The organism is Amycolatopsis mongoliensis (genome assembly GCF_030285665.1).
In the GTDB taxonomy this organism is placed as follows: domain Bacteria; phylum Actinomycetota; class Actinomycetes; order Mycobacteriales; family Pseudonocardiaceae; genus Amycolatopsis; species Amycolatopsis mongoliensis.
Genome location: NZ_CP127295.1, coordinates 9,160,741 through 9,174,871 on the forward strand (window position 1 = coordinate 9,160,741; position 14,131 = coordinate 9,174,871).

At 69.8% G+C, this 14,131-nt stretch carries 16 protein-coding genes and 3 pseudogenes; 11 read left to right on the forward strand and 8 right to left on the reverse strand.

All coding sequences use genetic code 11. The features are described from left to right. Window positions 1-96 precede the first annotated feature (96 nt). The 6 genes from QRX60_RS43910 to QRX60_RS43935 form a co-directional block, all read right to left on the reverse strand. Window positions 97-282, reverse strand: coding sequence for a hypothetical protein (locus QRX60_RS43910; RefSeq protein ID WP_285997386.1), 186 nt, complete (start codon window positions 280-282; stop codon window positions 97-99). Beyond that, the gene (locus QRX60_RS43915) at window positions 282-2,048 is read right to left on the reverse strand and encodes a chloride channel protein (RefSeq protein ID WP_285997387.1); all 1,767 of its coding nucleotides are present in this window, start codon (window positions 2,046-2,048) and stop codon (window positions 282-284) included. The genes QRX60_RS43910 and QRX60_RS43915 overlap by 1 nt, the downstream gene beginning before the upstream one ends. A 61-nt stretch (window positions 2,049-2,109) precedes the next feature. Next, window positions 2,110-2,538 carry a hypothetical protein gene (locus QRX60_RS43920; protein ID WP_285997388.1) on the reverse strand — a complete coding sequence of 143 codons (429 nt, stop codon included), beginning with the start codon at window positions 2,536-2,538 and terminating at the stop codon, window positions 2,110-2,112. An 88-nt stretch (window positions 2,539-2,626) separates the two neighbouring features. Continuing rightward, window positions 2,627-3,223 (reverse strand): hypothetical protein, encoded by a 597-nt coding sequence (locus QRX60_RS43925; RefSeq protein ID WP_285997389.1) that lies wholly within the window; start codon window positions 3,221-3,223, stop codon window positions 2,627-2,629. Between the two features lie 57 nt (window positions 3,224-3,280). Next, window positions 3,281-3,637, reverse strand: a complete 357-nt coding sequence (locus QRX60_RS43930; RefSeq protein ID WP_285997390.1) for a GNAT family N-acetyltransferase — start codon at window positions 3,635-3,637, stop codon at window positions 3,281-3,283. Beyond that, entirely contained in the window at window positions 3,579-4,385 is an 807-nt protein-coding gene (locus tag QRX60_RS43935; protein WP_285997391.1) for a hypothetical protein, read from the reverse strand. The genes QRX60_RS43930 and QRX60_RS43935 overlap by 59 nt, the downstream gene beginning before the upstream one ends. 100 nt (window positions 4,386-4,485) lie before the next feature. On the opposite strand from QRX60_RS43935, the gene QRX60_RS43940 reads away from it, so the two are divergent. From QRX60_RS43940 to QRX60_RS43975, 8 genes and pseudogenes are all read left to right on the forward strand, one after another. Continuing rightward, window positions 4,486-6,417: a thiamine pyrophosphate-binding protein gene (locus QRX60_RS43940; RefSeq protein WP_285997392.1), complete on the forward strand. Its 1,932-nt coding sequence runs from the start codon at window positions 4,486-4,488 to the stop codon at window positions 6,415-6,417. Between the two features lie 14 nt (window positions 6,418-6,431). Next, a complete protein-coding gene (locus tag QRX60_RS43945) occupies window positions 6,432-6,860 on the forward strand; it encodes an SRPBCC family protein (protein WP_285997393.1) in 429 nt (142 codons plus the stop codon). Between the two features lie 3 nt (window positions 6,861-6,863). After that, window positions 6,864-7,568, forward strand: coding sequence for a flavodoxin family protein (locus tag QRX60_RS43950; RefSeq protein WP_285997394.1), 705 nt, complete (start codon window positions 6,864-6,866; stop codon window positions 7,566-7,568). 7 nt (window positions 7,569-7,575) lie between these two features. After that, window positions 7,576-7,824: pseudogene (locus QRX60_RS43955) on the forward strand (cation:proton antiporter domain-containing protein); the annotation flags it as partial. Window positions 7,825-8,215: 391 nt separating this feature from the next. After that, on the forward strand, window positions 8,216-8,653 hold the full coding sequence (locus QRX60_RS43960) for a cation:proton antiporter domain-containing protein (RefSeq protein WP_286003824.1): 438 nt from the start codon (window positions 8,216-8,218) through the stop codon (window positions 8,651-8,653). Window positions 8,654-8,766: 113 nt separating this feature from the next. Then, a pseudogene (locus tag QRX60_RS43965) lies at window positions 8,767-9,336 on the forward strand (RNA polymerase sigma factor); the annotation flags it as partial. Further along, window positions 9,333-9,563, forward strand: a complete 231-nt coding sequence (locus tag QRX60_RS43970; protein ID WP_285997395.1) for an anti-sigma factor family protein — start codon at window positions 9,333-9,335, stop codon at window positions 9,561-9,563. The pseudogene QRX60_RS43965 and the gene QRX60_RS43970, both read left to right, overlap by 4 nt. Before the next feature lie 44 nt (window positions 9,564-9,607). Beyond that, window positions 9,608-9,836, forward strand: a pseudogene (locus QRX60_RS43975) (IS701 family transposase); the annotation flags it as partial. A 687-nt stretch (window positions 9,837-10,523) separates the two neighbouring features. Here QRX60_RS43975 and QRX60_RS43980 read toward each other — a convergent pair. Further along, the gene (locus QRX60_RS43980; RefSeq protein ID WP_285997396.1) at window positions 10,524-10,910 is read right to left on the reverse strand and encodes a hypothetical protein; all 387 of its coding nucleotides are present in this window, start codon (window positions 10,908-10,910) and stop codon (window positions 10,524-10,526) included. Between the two features lie 778 nt (window positions 10,911-11,688). Beyond that, window positions 11,689-12,354: a CBS domain-containing protein gene (locus QRX60_RS43985; protein WP_285997397.1), complete on the reverse strand. Its 666-nt coding sequence runs from the start codon at window positions 12,352-12,354 to the stop codon at window positions 11,689-11,691. A gap of 108 nt (window positions 12,355-12,462) precedes the next feature. Between QRX60_RS43985 and QRX60_RS43990 the strand changes: the two genes are divergently transcribed. The 3 genes from QRX60_RS43990 to QRX60_RS44000 all read left to right on the forward strand — a co-directional run bounded on the left by QRX60_RS43990 (window position 12,463) and on the right by QRX60_RS44000 (window position 14,078). Continuing rightward, complete coding sequence (locus QRX60_RS43990; protein ID WP_285997398.1) at window positions 12,463-12,828, forward strand: ArsR/SmtB family transcription factor; 366 nt, start codon at window positions 12,463-12,465, stop codon at window positions 12,826-12,828. A 174-nt stretch (window positions 12,829-13,002) separates the two neighbouring features. Further along, a complete protein-coding gene (locus tag QRX60_RS43995) occupies window positions 13,003-13,209 on the forward strand; it encodes a hypothetical protein (RefSeq protein WP_285997399.1) in 207 nt (68 codons plus the stop codon). Between the two features lie 56 nt (window positions 13,210-13,265). After that, window positions 13,266-14,078, forward strand: coding sequence for a hypothetical protein (locus tag QRX60_RS44000; protein WP_285997400.1), 813 nt, complete (start codon window positions 13,266-13,268; stop codon window positions 14,076-14,078). The last annotated feature ends 53 nt before the right edge of the window (window positions 14,079-14,131 follow it).

The following is a 14,131-nucleotide window of genomic DNA, read 5'->3' on the forward strand; positions in this document are numbered from 1 at the left end:
TCTTCGGCCGGGGCCCGCGATCACCCGCGTCCCAAAGCCGCGCCACCACCGCCGACGACTGGTGAGGGGTTCTCCAGACAGACCTTCCAGCCACGCTCAGCGGACCAGCATGAGGTCGCGCCCGGGATGATCGGCACAGCGGTCCGGCAGCGCAAGGTACGCCGCCGGGCGGTTCCAGAGTTCCCAGGCCGGGGCCCGCAGGGCGCGCCCACCGCCGCGGCGACGGGCGCGCACGTGGCCGGCCGGCCCGAACACCTCGCGGGCGGCCTCGTTGTCCAGCATCAGGGCACCGCCGATGACGCGAGCGCGGACAGCACCGCCTGGTGCGTGAGCCAGCCGGTCAGCTGGTGGTCGCCGTCGAGCACCGGCAAACCGGTACCGGGGGCGTTCGTCAACGCGGTCAAGGCGTCGGCGAGCGATGTCTCGCAGGTGACCAGGGGCGGCAGCTCGGCCAGGTCCCCCACGGTGCCGTCGTGGTCGTCGCCCAGCGCCTCGGCGACGGCTTGCGCCGTGACGCAGCCCTGGTAGCGGCCTTCTTCGTCGACCACCGGCAAGATGCCGTGCCCGGACACCGCCAGGGCGTGTGCGGCCCGCTCCAGCGGAGTGCCGGCGGGCAGGGGTTCGGGAAGCGGCTCGGCGACGGCTTCGACCGTCGTGGCGGCGAGCCGGCGTTCCTGCGGGTGCCGGTCGAGGTCGACGCCCCGGCGGCGCAGCTTCAGCGTGTAGATCGTGTCCCGCGACAGCGCCCGGCTCGTCGCTGTCGCGATCACGATCGCGGTGAGCATCGGCAGGATGATCGTGTACTGGCCGGTCAGCTCGAACAGCACGATCACCGCGGTGATCGGCGCCCGCGCCGCCCCCGCGAACGCCGCGCCCATCCCGATCAGCCCGTAGACGCCCGGCGAAGCGGTCAGGGACGGCAGCCACGCGTGCACCATGATCCCGAAGGCCGTCCCGCCCATCGCGCCGATGAACAGCGACGGCGCGAACACGCCGCCCGAGCCGCCGATGCCGATCGTCAGGCTCGTCGCGACGATCTTGCCCACCAGCAACAGCAGCAGGAACCCGATCAGGTACTTGCCTTCGACGGCGTTCTGCAGCACCGGGTACCCGACGCCGTACATCTGCGGCAACACCAGCAGCAGCCCGCCGAGGACCACGCCGCCGACAGCCGGACGCAGCCACTCCGGCCCGCGCCACACCCAGTCGCAGAAGTCTTCGATCCGGTACAGGACCCGGGTGAACAGCACCCCGCACGCACCCACGACAACGCCGAGCACGACGAAAAGCAGATATTCGACGGGGTTGCGCAGGGTGAAGGGCGGCAGGTCGAGGAACGGGGTGTTCCCGAACGCGGCCCGCCCGACCACGCTCGCGGTCACGCTGGCCAGCACCACCGCGCCGAACGACTCCGCGGCGAAGTCGCGCAGGATCAGCTCCATCGCGAAGAACGGACCGGCCAGTGGCGCGTTGAACGTCGCCGCGATTCCACCCGCCGCACCGCACGCGACGAGCACCCGCAGGCGGGACTCGGGCAGCCGGGTGAGGCGGCCCAGGGTGGAGCCGAGCGCGGACCCGATCTGCACGATCGGGCCCTCGCGCCCGACCGAACCGCCGGAGCCGATGGTCAGCGCCGACGCCAGCGCCTTCACCGCGCTCACCTGCGCGGGAATCCGTCCGCCGCGCTCGGCGACCGCGTACATCACCTCGGGCACGCCGTGGCCGCGCGCCTCCGGCGCGAACTTGTACACCAGCGGCCCGTAGATCAGCCCCGCGACCACCGGCGCGAGCAGCAGGAACCACGGCCCCAGCTCCGGAAGCCACGGGTGGGCGGCTCGACCGGCGTCGGCGTAGTCGGCCTGCCCGGAGAACAGGTGGGTGAACGTCGTGATGAGCCAGCGGAACACGATGGCGCCGAGCCCGGCGCCCGCGCCGATGAGCACGGCCAGCCCGACCAGACCGCTCCGGCTTTCCCGCAGCCACCGCCCGATCGGCTGCCGGACCGGGACCGGGACGCGCCTGACCGAGGTGCTGTTACCTGTAGACACTATTGCATTATGCAATACTTGTCTCAATCACGCAGCGCGGCCCCCCAACCTGCACCTTCGCTCACTGCCGGGAGGTCAGCACCGCACTGAGCCCGCTTAGCCCCAGGGGCAGCACGCCCACGACGAGGTCGGTGACGACGCTGAACGCCGGGAAATCCCGGGGCACCACGGTCCGGACCAAGGCCGGCACGCCGACCACCAGCGCCACCAGCACGTCCAAAGCGGCGACAACAGCACCATCGTCCGTGACGACCCGCACCCTGCAGCGCGTCCGCCGCGCGCTGAGGGCGACAGCCCGAACCACGCGAACGGCGTCGTCGCCGGTCACGATGCACTCCGACAGGTCCAGCAGCACCAATCCACGACCGACCTCACAGGCCATGGCCAGCTCGTCTCGGAGGAACGTGAGCCCGGCGGCACCGATCGTCCCCGAAGCGCGGATCAGGATCGTCCCGTCCGCGACGGGTGTCCGGATCGCGGGTCCGGCCACCACTGGCCACGCCGCTGCCTCGAGTGCTCGCATCTGCCCGTTCCGACCTCGCCGCTCGCCATCGTCGTGGGATCTCGCCACGCACGGATCAAGACGGCGCAGGCGCTCGCTGGACCACCGCGGCCGAACCGGCGTAGTGCAGCAGGGACATCCCGACCGCGGCGCCGACCATGGTGAACACGCCGCGAGGCCAGAAGATGTGGCTGTCGAGAAAGGACACACTCGCGATCAGCAGGAACGCCGCGCCGGGCACTACTCGCCACCCTGCGCGCACCGCCGTCGCGACCACGATCAGCACGGTGGCGGCGAGGAAGCACCCCGCGCCGATGTGCCCGAGCAGGTCGCCGACCTCGAACAGGGAGCCGACCACCGGCGTGACACCGCGCTGCGCGGCCGTCACGGTGCCCGCGGCGATACCGGCGACCGCGTCGAGACCTCCGTAGAAGGCCGCGAAACCGAACGCCGCCAGCCGCCCCGGCCAGCGAATCCACGGCGGCGCCGGCGCCAGCAAAAGCCACTGCGCCGCTGCCGGCAAGGGGAACACGGGCAGCAGGATGATGTGCAACGTGGTCCACCAGGGCGCGGTAGCCGCATCCAGCACCGCAGGATGGACGGCACCGAACCCGGCGAGCAGCAAGCCCGGCACCGCGAACAGCGCAGCCGGAAACCATCGCGGACCGAGCATCAGCCGAGAGTAACCTCGGTTGACCGGTAACCAATCAAATCAATGATTAGGGATCCCTTACGGCGCCGAGGTGAGTGAGTAGTCCAGCCAGACCCGGTCGCGCAACTCGATGCCATCGATCCGGATCCCCGGCGCGTAACCAGTGGCCGGGGTGAAGGCGTCCCGTTCGATCGATCTCGGCCGAAACCCTTGCCGCTGGTAAAACCGCAGATTCCCGATGTCGGCCGCAGCGGTGGCGACCACCAGCGTCGATCCCGACCCGCCGGCGACCAACTCGACGGCAGCACGCACGAGCAGGCCACCCACACCGCAGCCTTGCCGGTCCTCCCGCACGGCCATGTTCTTGATCTCGACCTCACCCGGTTCGTGGGTCTCGACCAGCTGCAGATGACCGATCGCCTTCCTCCCCTGCAAGGCGACGAGGACCCTTCCGGAGGCGATGTAGGAGTCCAGCTGGATCTGGGAGTCCTCGGCCAGCTCGAACAGCGGCCGCAGCCCCTCCCGCGAACCGGAATGAGCTTCCACGCGCACATCGGACACGGCGGGCGGTGAGCTCGCGGCCGGTGCGGAAGAACCGGGCGACGGCGTCCGCGTCGCCGAGTTCGGCCATCGTCCGGGCCGCGCCGAACGGTGCGTTCCAGAACTCACCCTGGCGGGGTTCGAACGGCCCGACATAAGCGTAAGGCTCGGCGACGTACTGGTCGCCCGGCGAGACACCGTAGTTCACCTGGTCGAGGGTGATCGCGACGTCGAAGTGTTCCGGCCACAGGATCGGCGTGCTGTCAGGCGCGAATTCACGAAGGGCGCGATCCCCGTCGGCGAACGCCGCCATCAGCGTCTCCACCGCGTCCGCGTCGAGGATGATCACCTCGTCGGTCCGGACGCCCGGGCCGCCGCCGTACACCCCGGCGGGCTCCCCGGCTTGGAGCCCGGCCGCCGCGGCGACGTCGTCGTACGACCGGCCGTTGAGGGGAAACCGGCCGAATCCGGTCAGGAGTTCGTCACCTTCGATGCGCAGGTCGGGTGCGGCCGCGGTGCCGAAGCCGCCGTCGGCCACGCGTAAGTCGATTCGCCCGGTTTCGCGGTGCTGAGGCCCGGCGAGCAGCAGCTCCGCGGCCCCGTGCAGGAAGCGCCGGGTGGTTTCCAGAACCTTCTCGGTCATCGTCGTACTCCTCGTGTAACGCCTGGCCCCTGCCGAGGCACTGAGTCTGCCGTCACCACTCTTTCGACGGCACAGAGTCCGCGAGCCAGGGAGGCGTTACATGACGGAGAACGGCTGGCATCGGGTCGACCCGGCGGACGTGCCGGACGAGGGCCGGGTCCGCAGCGTCACGGTCGGCGGCCGCAGCGTCGCGCTGTCGCGCTGCGGCGCGCGGCTGGGTGCGCTGGAGAACCGCTGCCCGCACCAGGGCGGCCCGCTCGGCGAGGGCTCGATCGAGAAAGGACTGCTGCGCTGCCCGTGGCACGGCTACGACTACGACCCGATCTCCGGGCAGCCGCCGGAGGGCTTCTCCGACGGTGTCGCCACCTACCCGGTCGAGCAGCGCGAGGACGGCGTGTTCGTCCAGCTCCCGGAACCGGCGAAGGCCGTGCGCACGGTCGCGGACGTGCTCGTCGAGACGCTCGTGGCCTGGGGCGTGACCCACGTGTTCGGCATGGTCGGGCACTCCAACCTCGGGTTCGCCGAGGCGTTGCGCCGCGCAGAGTCCCGCGGCGAGCTGACCTACATCGGGATCCGGCACGAAGGTGCGGCCGCGTTCGCCGCGAGCGCGTACGGCAAGCTCACCGGACGTCCGGCCGCGTGCTTCGCCATCGCCGGACCGGGCTCGACGAACCTGCTCACCGGCCTCTACGACGCGAAACTCGACGGTGCGCCAGTCCTCGCGATCTCCGGGCAGGTGCCGTCGAAGGTGCTGGGCCGGGGTGCGTTCCAGGACGTCGACCTCTCGGCGGTCTTCCGCGACGTCGCAGTGTCCACCACGACCGTCCACAGTGGAAGTGACCACGCCGAGCTGGCCGCCCTCGCGGTCAAGCACGCGATCGACCGGCGCGGGGTGGCGCACCTGGTGCTGCCCGACGAGGTCCAGGGCCAGCCCAGCGACGCGCCCGCGTCCACCCCGGCCGGCCGTGCCGCCGACCGCCGTGTCCGGCCCGAGGACATCGCCATCGACGCCGCGGCTGCGCTGGTCCGCGACGCACGGCGGCCGGTCCTGATCGCCGGGCACGGCGCGCGCGGCGCCGAAACCGAAGTCCGGCAGCTGGCCGAGGCGCTCAACGCGCCCGTGCTGACCACGTTCAAGGCGAAGGGCCTGGTACCGGATACGCATCCGCTCGGTGCCGGGGTGCTCGGCCGCAGCGGCACGCCGGTGGCGAGCTGGCTGATGAACGAGGCCGATCTGCTGATCGTCGTCGGCGCGTCCTTCTCCAACCACACCGGGATCGCCGCCTACAAGCCGATCCTGCAGATCGACGACGAGCCCGCCGCGATCGGCCGGTTCGACGCGGTCACGATGTCCCTGCTCGGCGACGCGCAGCGCACCGTCGCCGCACTCACGGCCGCGCTGGGTGTGACGAAGGCCGAAGACCAGCGTCCCGACGTCGCGGCGCGCCGGGAGATCTGGCGCGCGGAGAAGGCCCGCCGGGCCCGCGACGACCGTGGCCGCGGGGTGGCCGCGGCGGCGGTGTTCGACGCGCTCTCCAGGCACCTGCCTGCCGACGCGGTGGTCGCCGTGGACGTCGGCAACCACGCCTACTCGCTCGGCCGCTACCTGGAGTCGCAAGGCCAACCCGTGCTGATGTCCGGTTACCTCGGCTCCATCGGGTTCGGCTACCCGGCCGCGCTCGGCGCCTGGGCCGCCGCGCCGGACCGCCCGATCGTCGCGGTCACCGGCGACGGCGGGTTCGGGCAGTACGCGACCGAGCTGACCACCGCCGTCAAGTACGGCATCCCGATCAAGCACGTCCTGCTGAACAACAACGCCCTCGGCAAGATCAGCAAGGAACAGCTCGCCGGCGACTACCCGGTCTGGCAGACCTCACTGCACAACCCGGATTGGGCCTCCTACGCCGAACTGTGCGGCGCCACCGGCATCCGCGTCACCGCCCGCGACCAGCTCGAAGACGCCATGACGGCGCTCTTCGCCACCGACGGGCCCGCCCTGCTCTGCGTCGAACAGGACGCCGAACTCCTGTAACGGAAAGGAAGATCATGCCCCACCTCACGACCAGCGCCGTCCTCGACGCCCCGCCGGGTCCCGTGTGGACACTGCTGCGGGACTTCGCCGCCATCGGTTCCTGGCACCCGGTGCTGCCGCCCGCGGCGATCGACGACGGGCCGGTCGACCGCGTCGGCGCCGTCCGGGTGTCCACCGGCGGCCACCGCGAACGCCTGATAGCCCTCGACGACACAGCACGCAGCATCCGGTACGCCTTCGAGGACAACGGCGGCCTGCCGGTCCGCGACTACGTGTCCGGGATGCGGGTCGTCGCGGCCAGTACGCAGAGCGTTGTCGAATGGGACGCCCGCTACGACTGCGACGAAGCCGACGAGGACAAGGTCGCCGCGGCCGTCCGTGACGGCGTCCTGCTGCCCGGCCTCGCCGCACTGCAAACCCGATTCGCCACCGAAGGAGCCTGACCCATGCCGAGCTACACGGACCTGCGCGCCCTGTTCCTCAACTGCACGCTCAAGCGCTCCCCCGAGCGCAGCAACACCGAAGGGCTGATCGACGTCAGCCGCGGGATCATGGAGAAGAACGGCGTCGCCGTCGAAGTGCTCCGAGCCATCGACCACGACATCGCCACCGGCGTCTGGCCCGACATGACCCAGCACGGCTGGGAAACCGACGCCTGGCCCGGCATCTACGAAAAGGTCATGGCCGCCGACATCCTGGTGATCGCCGGGCCGATCTGGCTGGGCGACAACAGCTCCGTCACCAAGCTCGTCATCGAACGCCTCTACGCCTGCTCACACCTGCTCAACGACGCCGGCCAGTACGCCTACTACGGCCGGGTCGGCGGCTGCCTCATCACCGGCAACGAAGACGGCGTCAAGCACTGCGCCATGAACGTCCTCTACAGCCTCCAGCACCTCGGCTACACCATCCCGCCCCAGGCCGACGCCGGCTGGATCGGCGAAGCCGGGCCCGGACCGTCCTATCTGGACCCCGGCTCCGGCGGCCCGGAGAACGACTTCACCAACCGCAACACGACGTTCATGACGTGGAACCTCCTTCACCTGGCCCGGATGCTCAAGGACGCGGGCGGCATTCCGGTGCACGGCAACCAGCGCAGCGAATGGGACGCCGGCTGCCGCTTCGACTTCGCCAACCCCGAATACCGCTGAGCCCGCCATGCCCGACGTCGAGTTCGTGAACCTGTTCGCGGTGGCGGCGATCGCGCTCGTCGCACCGCTGCTGCTGGCGCTCATCCCGAAGCTGCGGGTGCCGGCGGTGGTGCTGGAGATCGTGCTCGGGATCGTCGTCGGGCCGTCCGTGCTGGGCTGGGTCGACGCCGACGTGCCCGTGCAGATCGCCGCCCTGCTCGGCCTGGCGTTCCTGCTGTTCCTGGCCGGGCTGGAGATCGACGTGCACCGGCTGCGCGGGCGGGCTCTGCGGCTGGCCCTGCTCGGCTACGGCATCACGCTCGCGCTCGGTCTGGTCGTGCCGGTGCTCAAAGACGCCGGGCAGGCCGAGAGCGGGCTCGGGCAGGCAGTGATCGCCGCCTGCTCAGTCGCCGATTTCGCCGCCGTCGTGCTGCTGTCGCTGCTGTTCTCGGCCTCCGGCGGCAGCACCGGCGGGCGGGTGGTGCTGCTGGTCGCGGTGACGGCGGCTGTGGTGTCACTGGCCGGGAAGTCGCGCCGGCTCGGCGTGACCCTGACCATGCTGCAGGACACCACGGCCGAGATCCGGGTCCGCGCAGCGGTGGCGCTGCTGGTCGCGCTCGGAGGCGTTCGGGCTGGAGAGCATCCTGGGCGCGTTCCTCGCCGGCGCGGTGGTCGGGCTGCTCGACCGCGACACCGCCTCACACCCACGGTTCCGGGTCGAGCTGGACGCCATCGGCTACGGCTTCCTCATCCCGGTCTTCTTCGTCACCAGCGGACTGCGGCTGGACCTCGGTGGGTTGCCGGCCGATCCCGTCGCGCTGGCGCGAGTTCCTCTTTTCCTGGCAGCACTGTTGCTCACCCGCGGCGTCCCGGCACTACTGTACACACGGGAGTTCGGCCGGCGCCGGGCGCTCGCGGCCGCACTGCTGCAGGCGACGTCGTTGCCGTTCCTGGTCACCGCTTCACAAATCGGCGTGCTGACCGGGTCGATGTCGCCGGTGGCTCGGAACGGCAGCGCTCGTGTACGCAGGCCTGTTGTCGGTGCTCGTCTTCCCCGCGGCGCGCTGTCGCTGCTGCGAAGCCGGGAGGAGGCGGCCGTAAGGTGACGGTCATCCTTTTCGGTGCCTGCCGCGGCTATATTCGCCTGGTGACGACGCTGCCGCCGGACGACGAGCTGGTCGCCGAGCTCCGCCGCGGCGACGACGCGGCGTTTGCCACCGTGCTCGACGCGTGGTCGGCGCCGATGCTCCGGCTGGCCCGCTCGTTCGTGTCCACGCACGCCTCCGCCGAGGAAGTCGTGCAGGAAACCTGGCTCGCCGTGCTCAAAGGCGTCGACGCCTTCGAAGGCCGGTCGGCGTTCAAGACCTGGGTCTACCGGATCCTCGTCAACACCGCCAAGAAACGCGGCCTGGCCGAACGCCGGAGCGTGCCCTGGACCAGCCTGCTGCCCCAGGACGAGGACCACGGCCCGACCGTCGACCCCGCCCGTTTCCAGGGCGCCGACGGTGCCTACCCCGGCCACTGGCGGGAAGCCCCGGCCGCCTGGCCATCGCCGGAGGACACCGCGCTCAACCTCGAGATCCGCCAGGTGATCACCACCGTGCTCGAGGAACTCCCCGCCCGGCAGCGCGCGGTGCTGAGCCTGCGCGACGTCGGGGACCACACCGCCGAGGAGGTCTGTGCCATGCTGCAGATCTCCGCGGCCAACCAACGCGTGCTGCTGCACCGGGCCCGCGCCGCGGTCCGGGAGCGGCTGGCGGAATACCTGAGCAAGGGGGTGAGGACGTGAACTGCGACGAATTCGTCGAACTCGTCACCGCGTTCCTCGACGACGCCCTCGACCCCGGCACCGAAGCACGCTTCATCGAGCACCTCGCCCTCTGCGAAGGCTGCGAACGCTACCTCGACCAGTTCCGCACGACGATCGACGAACTCGGCCGCCTGCCACCGGAAACCCTCTCCCCCGAATCCCGCGACACCCTCCTCAACGCCTTCCGCGACTGGCACACCCCGTGATCCACGAAGAAGTGCGGGCGGCGATTCCCGCCGACCTGGTGGGCATCGTCCGGGTGGCCGGAGCTCGCTGGGCCGTCGAAGAATGCTTCCAGAGCGCCAAGAACGAGGTCGGCCTCGACCATTACCAGGTCCGTCGATACGACGCTTGGTACCGGCACAGCACGCTGGCGATGCTCGCCCACGCCTACCTGGCCGTTACCGCCGCGAACACCCCAAAACACTGGCCTCATCCCTTTACCCTCGCCGAAATCCGCCGTCTCCTGGCACACCTGACCCGCCTGCCCGACCGCGTCCACGCCTGGGCCTGGTCAGGGTGGCGACGATGTCATCAGCATCGCGCCAAAGCCGGTCACCACCGACGACGCCACCCAACCTGACGAAGTGCGGCTGGAGCACTGGACCGTGCGTTTTCAGCCGAGGACCGGCGCTTCGCGCCGCCAATTGGCGTCAGGGTTGCCCGACCTGGTGCGTTCGCCGGCGGGTCGCCGAACTGAAGTCGAGCCGCATGAGCCAGCGGACCCGGCGGTCGACCCGCGCCGGAGAGGGCCGACCCGTTCGACGCCGGCTCCGGCGAACAACGTGGTTGTGGCCTACGTGCGCGGCGCTCGCGCCGATCCGCACCCCCTCTGTGCCGATCGGGGTAGCCCTCGATAGCTGGCCGTTTCGGCCACTTTCCAGCACGTTCAGCAGAGGTCGAAGCGGATCTCAAGTGGACCGACCCGGGAGCTTCTCCCGGGTCGGTCGGGGCCACGCCCTCTGGCACGTCCTGTTCGGGCCGATTCAGCATCACTGGACAGGCGGAGCATCCGCCCGGGACCGCAGGTCTGGCCACCGGGAGACGAGTTGGACGCCGTGCAGCAGGGGCACGACGGCCTACGTCGTCAACCAGTCCACGGGGTACGGCGGGGTCGGGTCGACGATGCGATATCGGGGCCCGACGCCACCGGCTTTCCCGAATCGTTAGTCCTGGTGCCATCCTGCAAGCATCGCGTGGGTCGCGTTCTGGACCGTCACGACCGTGTAGACCTCCGAGCCGGCGGGGACCGTGCCCATCGACAGGGTTCCGTCCGTCCTGTTGGCGTCGAAATTGACGTTCCTGTAGTACCAGTACTGGTCCCCAGGTGGGTGGAAGTTGATCTGGATCACTCCGGTGCCGGACGGCCCCCACAGAGCGTAGTCGCCCCAAACCGTCCCGGTGGCGCTGACCGTGCTGGTCGGGGTGAAACAGAAGCTGGTGTCGTAGTCACACCGATGGGTCGCGCTGCCGCTGGCCCACGCCGGCGCGCTCGTCGCCACCAGTCCGGCCACCGCCAGCACTCCCGCGGCCACCACCGTTCTCTTTGACATCAAGGAAACTCCCTTCGTGAGTTCCCTTCCAAAGTGTCAATGGCGCGGAACGTCTGCAAGGCTTTTGACGTAGCTCGAATGTCCGGGCCCTGGCCTCGGAAACGACCACGATCACACGAAGCACGGCCAGCGCCGCCACCTGCAGTAACGACGCGCCGCGCACACTGAGGAACACCGTTGCCGCGGGACGGCGTACTTGTCACTCGGGATTCCGGGACCGGGATGATCGCAGTCTTCCTGTCCCTCACGTACTACCTCCTACCTCGAGAACACGCGGGGGTTCACCCCGCTGCAGACCGAAGTGGCGTTCGTCCCGATGATCGGTTCGGTGATGACGGGAGCGACCTTCTCCGGGGTGGATCGATACCGAAGACATCGGCCACGGCCCACTCCCGTGCCCAGGCACCGACCCGGACCAAGGGTGCCGGAGAGGTCAACCGGTTGGCGATCAGTGTCTCGATCACCTGCCCGCGGGTGAGGTCGGCCAGTTCCCGGATGCCGGTGGCCTCGGTACCGCCGACGATGTTCGGCTGGACGGCTGCGCCGGCGGTGCCGGTACTGGCTCCCTCGGCATCATCCTGCTCGCCACTGCCCTCACCGAAGGCAGTGCGACCTGACCACCCACGGGTTTGTCACGCCGGCATTATCACCTTCGGCCGGTGCGCCGGGAGCCCTCGCGACGCGATCGACCAGGTGGTCGGCGAAGCGCGGGAGCGGCCCCGTCCCTCACCGGTCACGGTGCGGTAGTCGCCGAGTTTGATGCGCAGCACCCAGTCGTTTACAGACCGGTGATCATGAGGTCGTCCACCTGGAAGCGGAGGTGGTTGTCGACGGCGACCACGCCGGGTACGCACCGGGCTCTCCAGCAGGCGTGGTCGGCGCTGCTGCGCAGGAGGAGCGCGCCGTCGAGAGTGACAATCCCGTCCGCCACCTCCACACAGATCGTGTCCTGAGCGCGACCGCGGCCGACAATCTCCTGCTCGACCTCGGTCTTCAGATCGACGTCGTCGCGGAGGAACGGCCGTAGCATGTCAAGTCGGCTGACCGTGCCGATCAGCCTGCTCATGGGGTCGATCACGCACAGGCCGGGCACGGACGCCGTTGCGAGCGCCCGCACGGCGGCGGTCAACCCGGCGTCGGGGGCAATGCAGGTCGCTGGGGCGGTCATCACTTCGCCTGCGGTCGTGGCTGCCGACTTGCGCCAGCGGGCGCGTGCCGCGGCTCCGCGGAGCAGTGGTGGCATGTCCCAGCCGCCGTGGAACTCCAGTTTTGTGAGCACGTCGGCTTCCGAGACCATGCCGACCGGCCGGCCGGAGGCATCGATGACCGGTACGGCCTCGCCGGGGCGCGCGGCTTGGATCGCTACGATCTCCCTGATCGACGTTTCGCGGATGGCGGTGATCACCGCTCTCGTCATCAGGTCGCCGACGGTGATCTCACGCATCCGCCGCCTCCGGTGCGAGCCTGTCGCTCGCGAGAAAATTACAGACTTGCTAAGCTTAGCAAGTCTTACACGCTGCCGGTGCGGCCGCGTGGTGAGGAGGGACCGTCCGTGAGCAGGCCTCTCTACCAAGCCAAGGCCGAATTCTTCAAAACCCTGGGTCATCCCGCCCGGATCCGGGTGCTCGAGCTGCTCAGTGAACGTGAACACGCGGTAGCCGAGATGCTGCCCGAAGTGGGGATCGAAGCGGCGAACCTGTCGCAGCAACTGGCCGTGCTGCGGCGCGCCGGCCTGGTCGTGACCCGCAAGGAAGGCTCGACCGTGTACTACTCCCTGACCAGCCCGCACGTTGCCGAGCTGCTGGCGGTCGCCCGGCGGATCCTCACCGGCGTCCTCGCCGGTCAGATCGAGCTCCTCGACGACCTGCGGGAACCTGCCGCCGGTTCTCGCCCGTCGAAGCGCACGCGGAGCGCGTGACCGCGAGAGTCCCAGCCTCCGCACCCCTTCCGGAGCACTGAAAGTGACCGGCGAGTGTGAGCATGCTCGCGCAACACAAGACTTGCAAATTTTATTAAGTGCATAGACGATGGTGGTGTCGTCAGTGCGCCAATTTGCCGGCGCGGGCGCTGGGCCGGGAAGAGGCGGGAGACGATGAGCGAGTTCGTGACAGTCCTTCAGGGACGAGTCGACAGGGCACACGAAGATCTGGCTGCAGCCCGGCTCGCCGAGCGCGAAGACGACGTCGACCTCCACGTCGCCCGCATCAAGGAACTGCTTGATCTCGCCGAGCGGCACGGCGTGGACACCGCGACGTGGATCGACCGCGCGGAGCTGACCGCCGCCGACGCCGCCCGCTGAGGCCGGACATCGAACAGGGGACCGGAGGGCGCTGGGTGTTGAGTTCGGAAGGGCCGATGCCGGACGCCGTGGCCGGGGGCTCTCGGGTCGCGATCGTTTCCGACGGAAGCGCCCTGCCCCGCACTGCCGACGTGAACGCGATGTTGCGGGCGGACGCGGCCTTGATCAGCGATCTCAGCGGACTGGTGGCCGTCCCACGGGTGATCCTCGCCGACAGTCCTGACGGGCTGGCGGCGGGAGTGCGCGGGCTGCCGGCCGATGTCGGATCCGTCCTGCTCGCATACGTCGATGCGGAACGTGCTTATCACGTCACGAACGAACTGCAGTCCCATGGTGTTCGCCCGACAGTGTCGGAGCACGACGTGAACGCCGTCGTGCTCGCCGCGATCGCCCTGCGCTCCGTGGCTTTCGACGGCCGCAGCCTCCGACGCTGCAGCATGGTCGTCGCCGGTGCTCGGGAATCGCCGATGCTGTCGGTCATTCTCATGGCCTCGGGCGTCGCGGACATCACCACGTGGAACTCGTCCGACGCCGCCGTCTTCCCGCTGCACTCGGTGCTGCACGGGGCCGACTTGGTGATCGACCTCGTCAACGGACCCGCCGCGGCGGCGGACTACCGGCGAGCCGGGATCACGGCGATCTCCCGCGACGACGTCCATGTCGCCCCCTTCGTCGGCGTCGGCCTGCTTCGCGCGGCCGCGAGCACGGCAGGGCTGGGACTGGACATCGAAGTGCTCGCCACGTGCGCACGGGCACTGGCTCCGGTCTTGCCCTGCAACCGCCCGGTCGCCCGCGGCCAGGGGCTGACGCTCACTCGACTGATCACCGACATCGCGACAGGTGTTCACCTCGACCGTCTCTCCCAGTAAACCGTCCGGCCACGTCCCGTCTCGTGACACGGGCTCCCGGTTCAACCGTTTTT

Excerpts from the sequence above, each read along its gene's own strand:
- QRX60_RS43985 (WP_285997397.1), bottom strand. The coding sequence starts at position 12,354 with ATGCGTGAGATCACCGTCGGCGACCTGATGACGAGAGCGGTGATCACC.
- QRX60_RS43940 (WP_285997392.1), top strand. The coding sequence starts at position 4,486 with ATGACGGAGAACGGCTGGCATCGGGTCGACCCGGCGGACGTGCCGGAC.
- QRX60_RS43925 (WP_285997389.1), bottom strand. The coding sequence starts at position 3,223 with ATGCTCGGTCCGCGATGGTTTCCGGCTGCGCTGTTCGCGGTGCCGGGC.
- QRX60_RS44000 (WP_285997400.1), top strand. The coding sequence starts at position 13,266 with ATGCCGGACGCCGTGGCCGGGGGCTCTCGGGTCGCGATCGTTTCCGAC.
- QRX60_RS43995 (WP_285997399.1), top strand. The coding sequence starts at position 13,003 with ATGAGCGAGTTCGTGACAGTCCTTCAGGGACGAGTCGACAGGGCACAC.
- QRX60_RS43950 (WP_285997394.1), top strand. The coding sequence starts at position 6,864 with ATGCCGAGCTACACGGACCTGCGCGCCCTGTTCCTCAACTGCACGCTC.
- QRX60_RS43935 (WP_285997391.1), bottom strand. The coding sequence starts at position 4,385 with ATGACCGAGAAGGTTCTGGAAACCACCCGGCGCTTCCTGCACGGGGCC.
- QRX60_RS43910 (WP_285997386.1), bottom strand. The coding sequence starts at position 282 with ATGCTGGACAACGAGGCCGCCCGCGAGGTGTTCGGGCCGGCCGGCCAC.
- QRX60_RS43980 (WP_285997396.1), bottom strand. The coding sequence starts at position 10,910 with ATGTCAAAGAGAACGGTGGTGGCCGCGGGAGTGCTGGCGGTGGCCGGA.
- QRX60_RS43945 (WP_285997393.1), top strand. The coding sequence starts at position 6,432 with ATGCCCCACCTCACGACCAGCGCCGTCCTCGACGCCCCGCCGGGTCCC.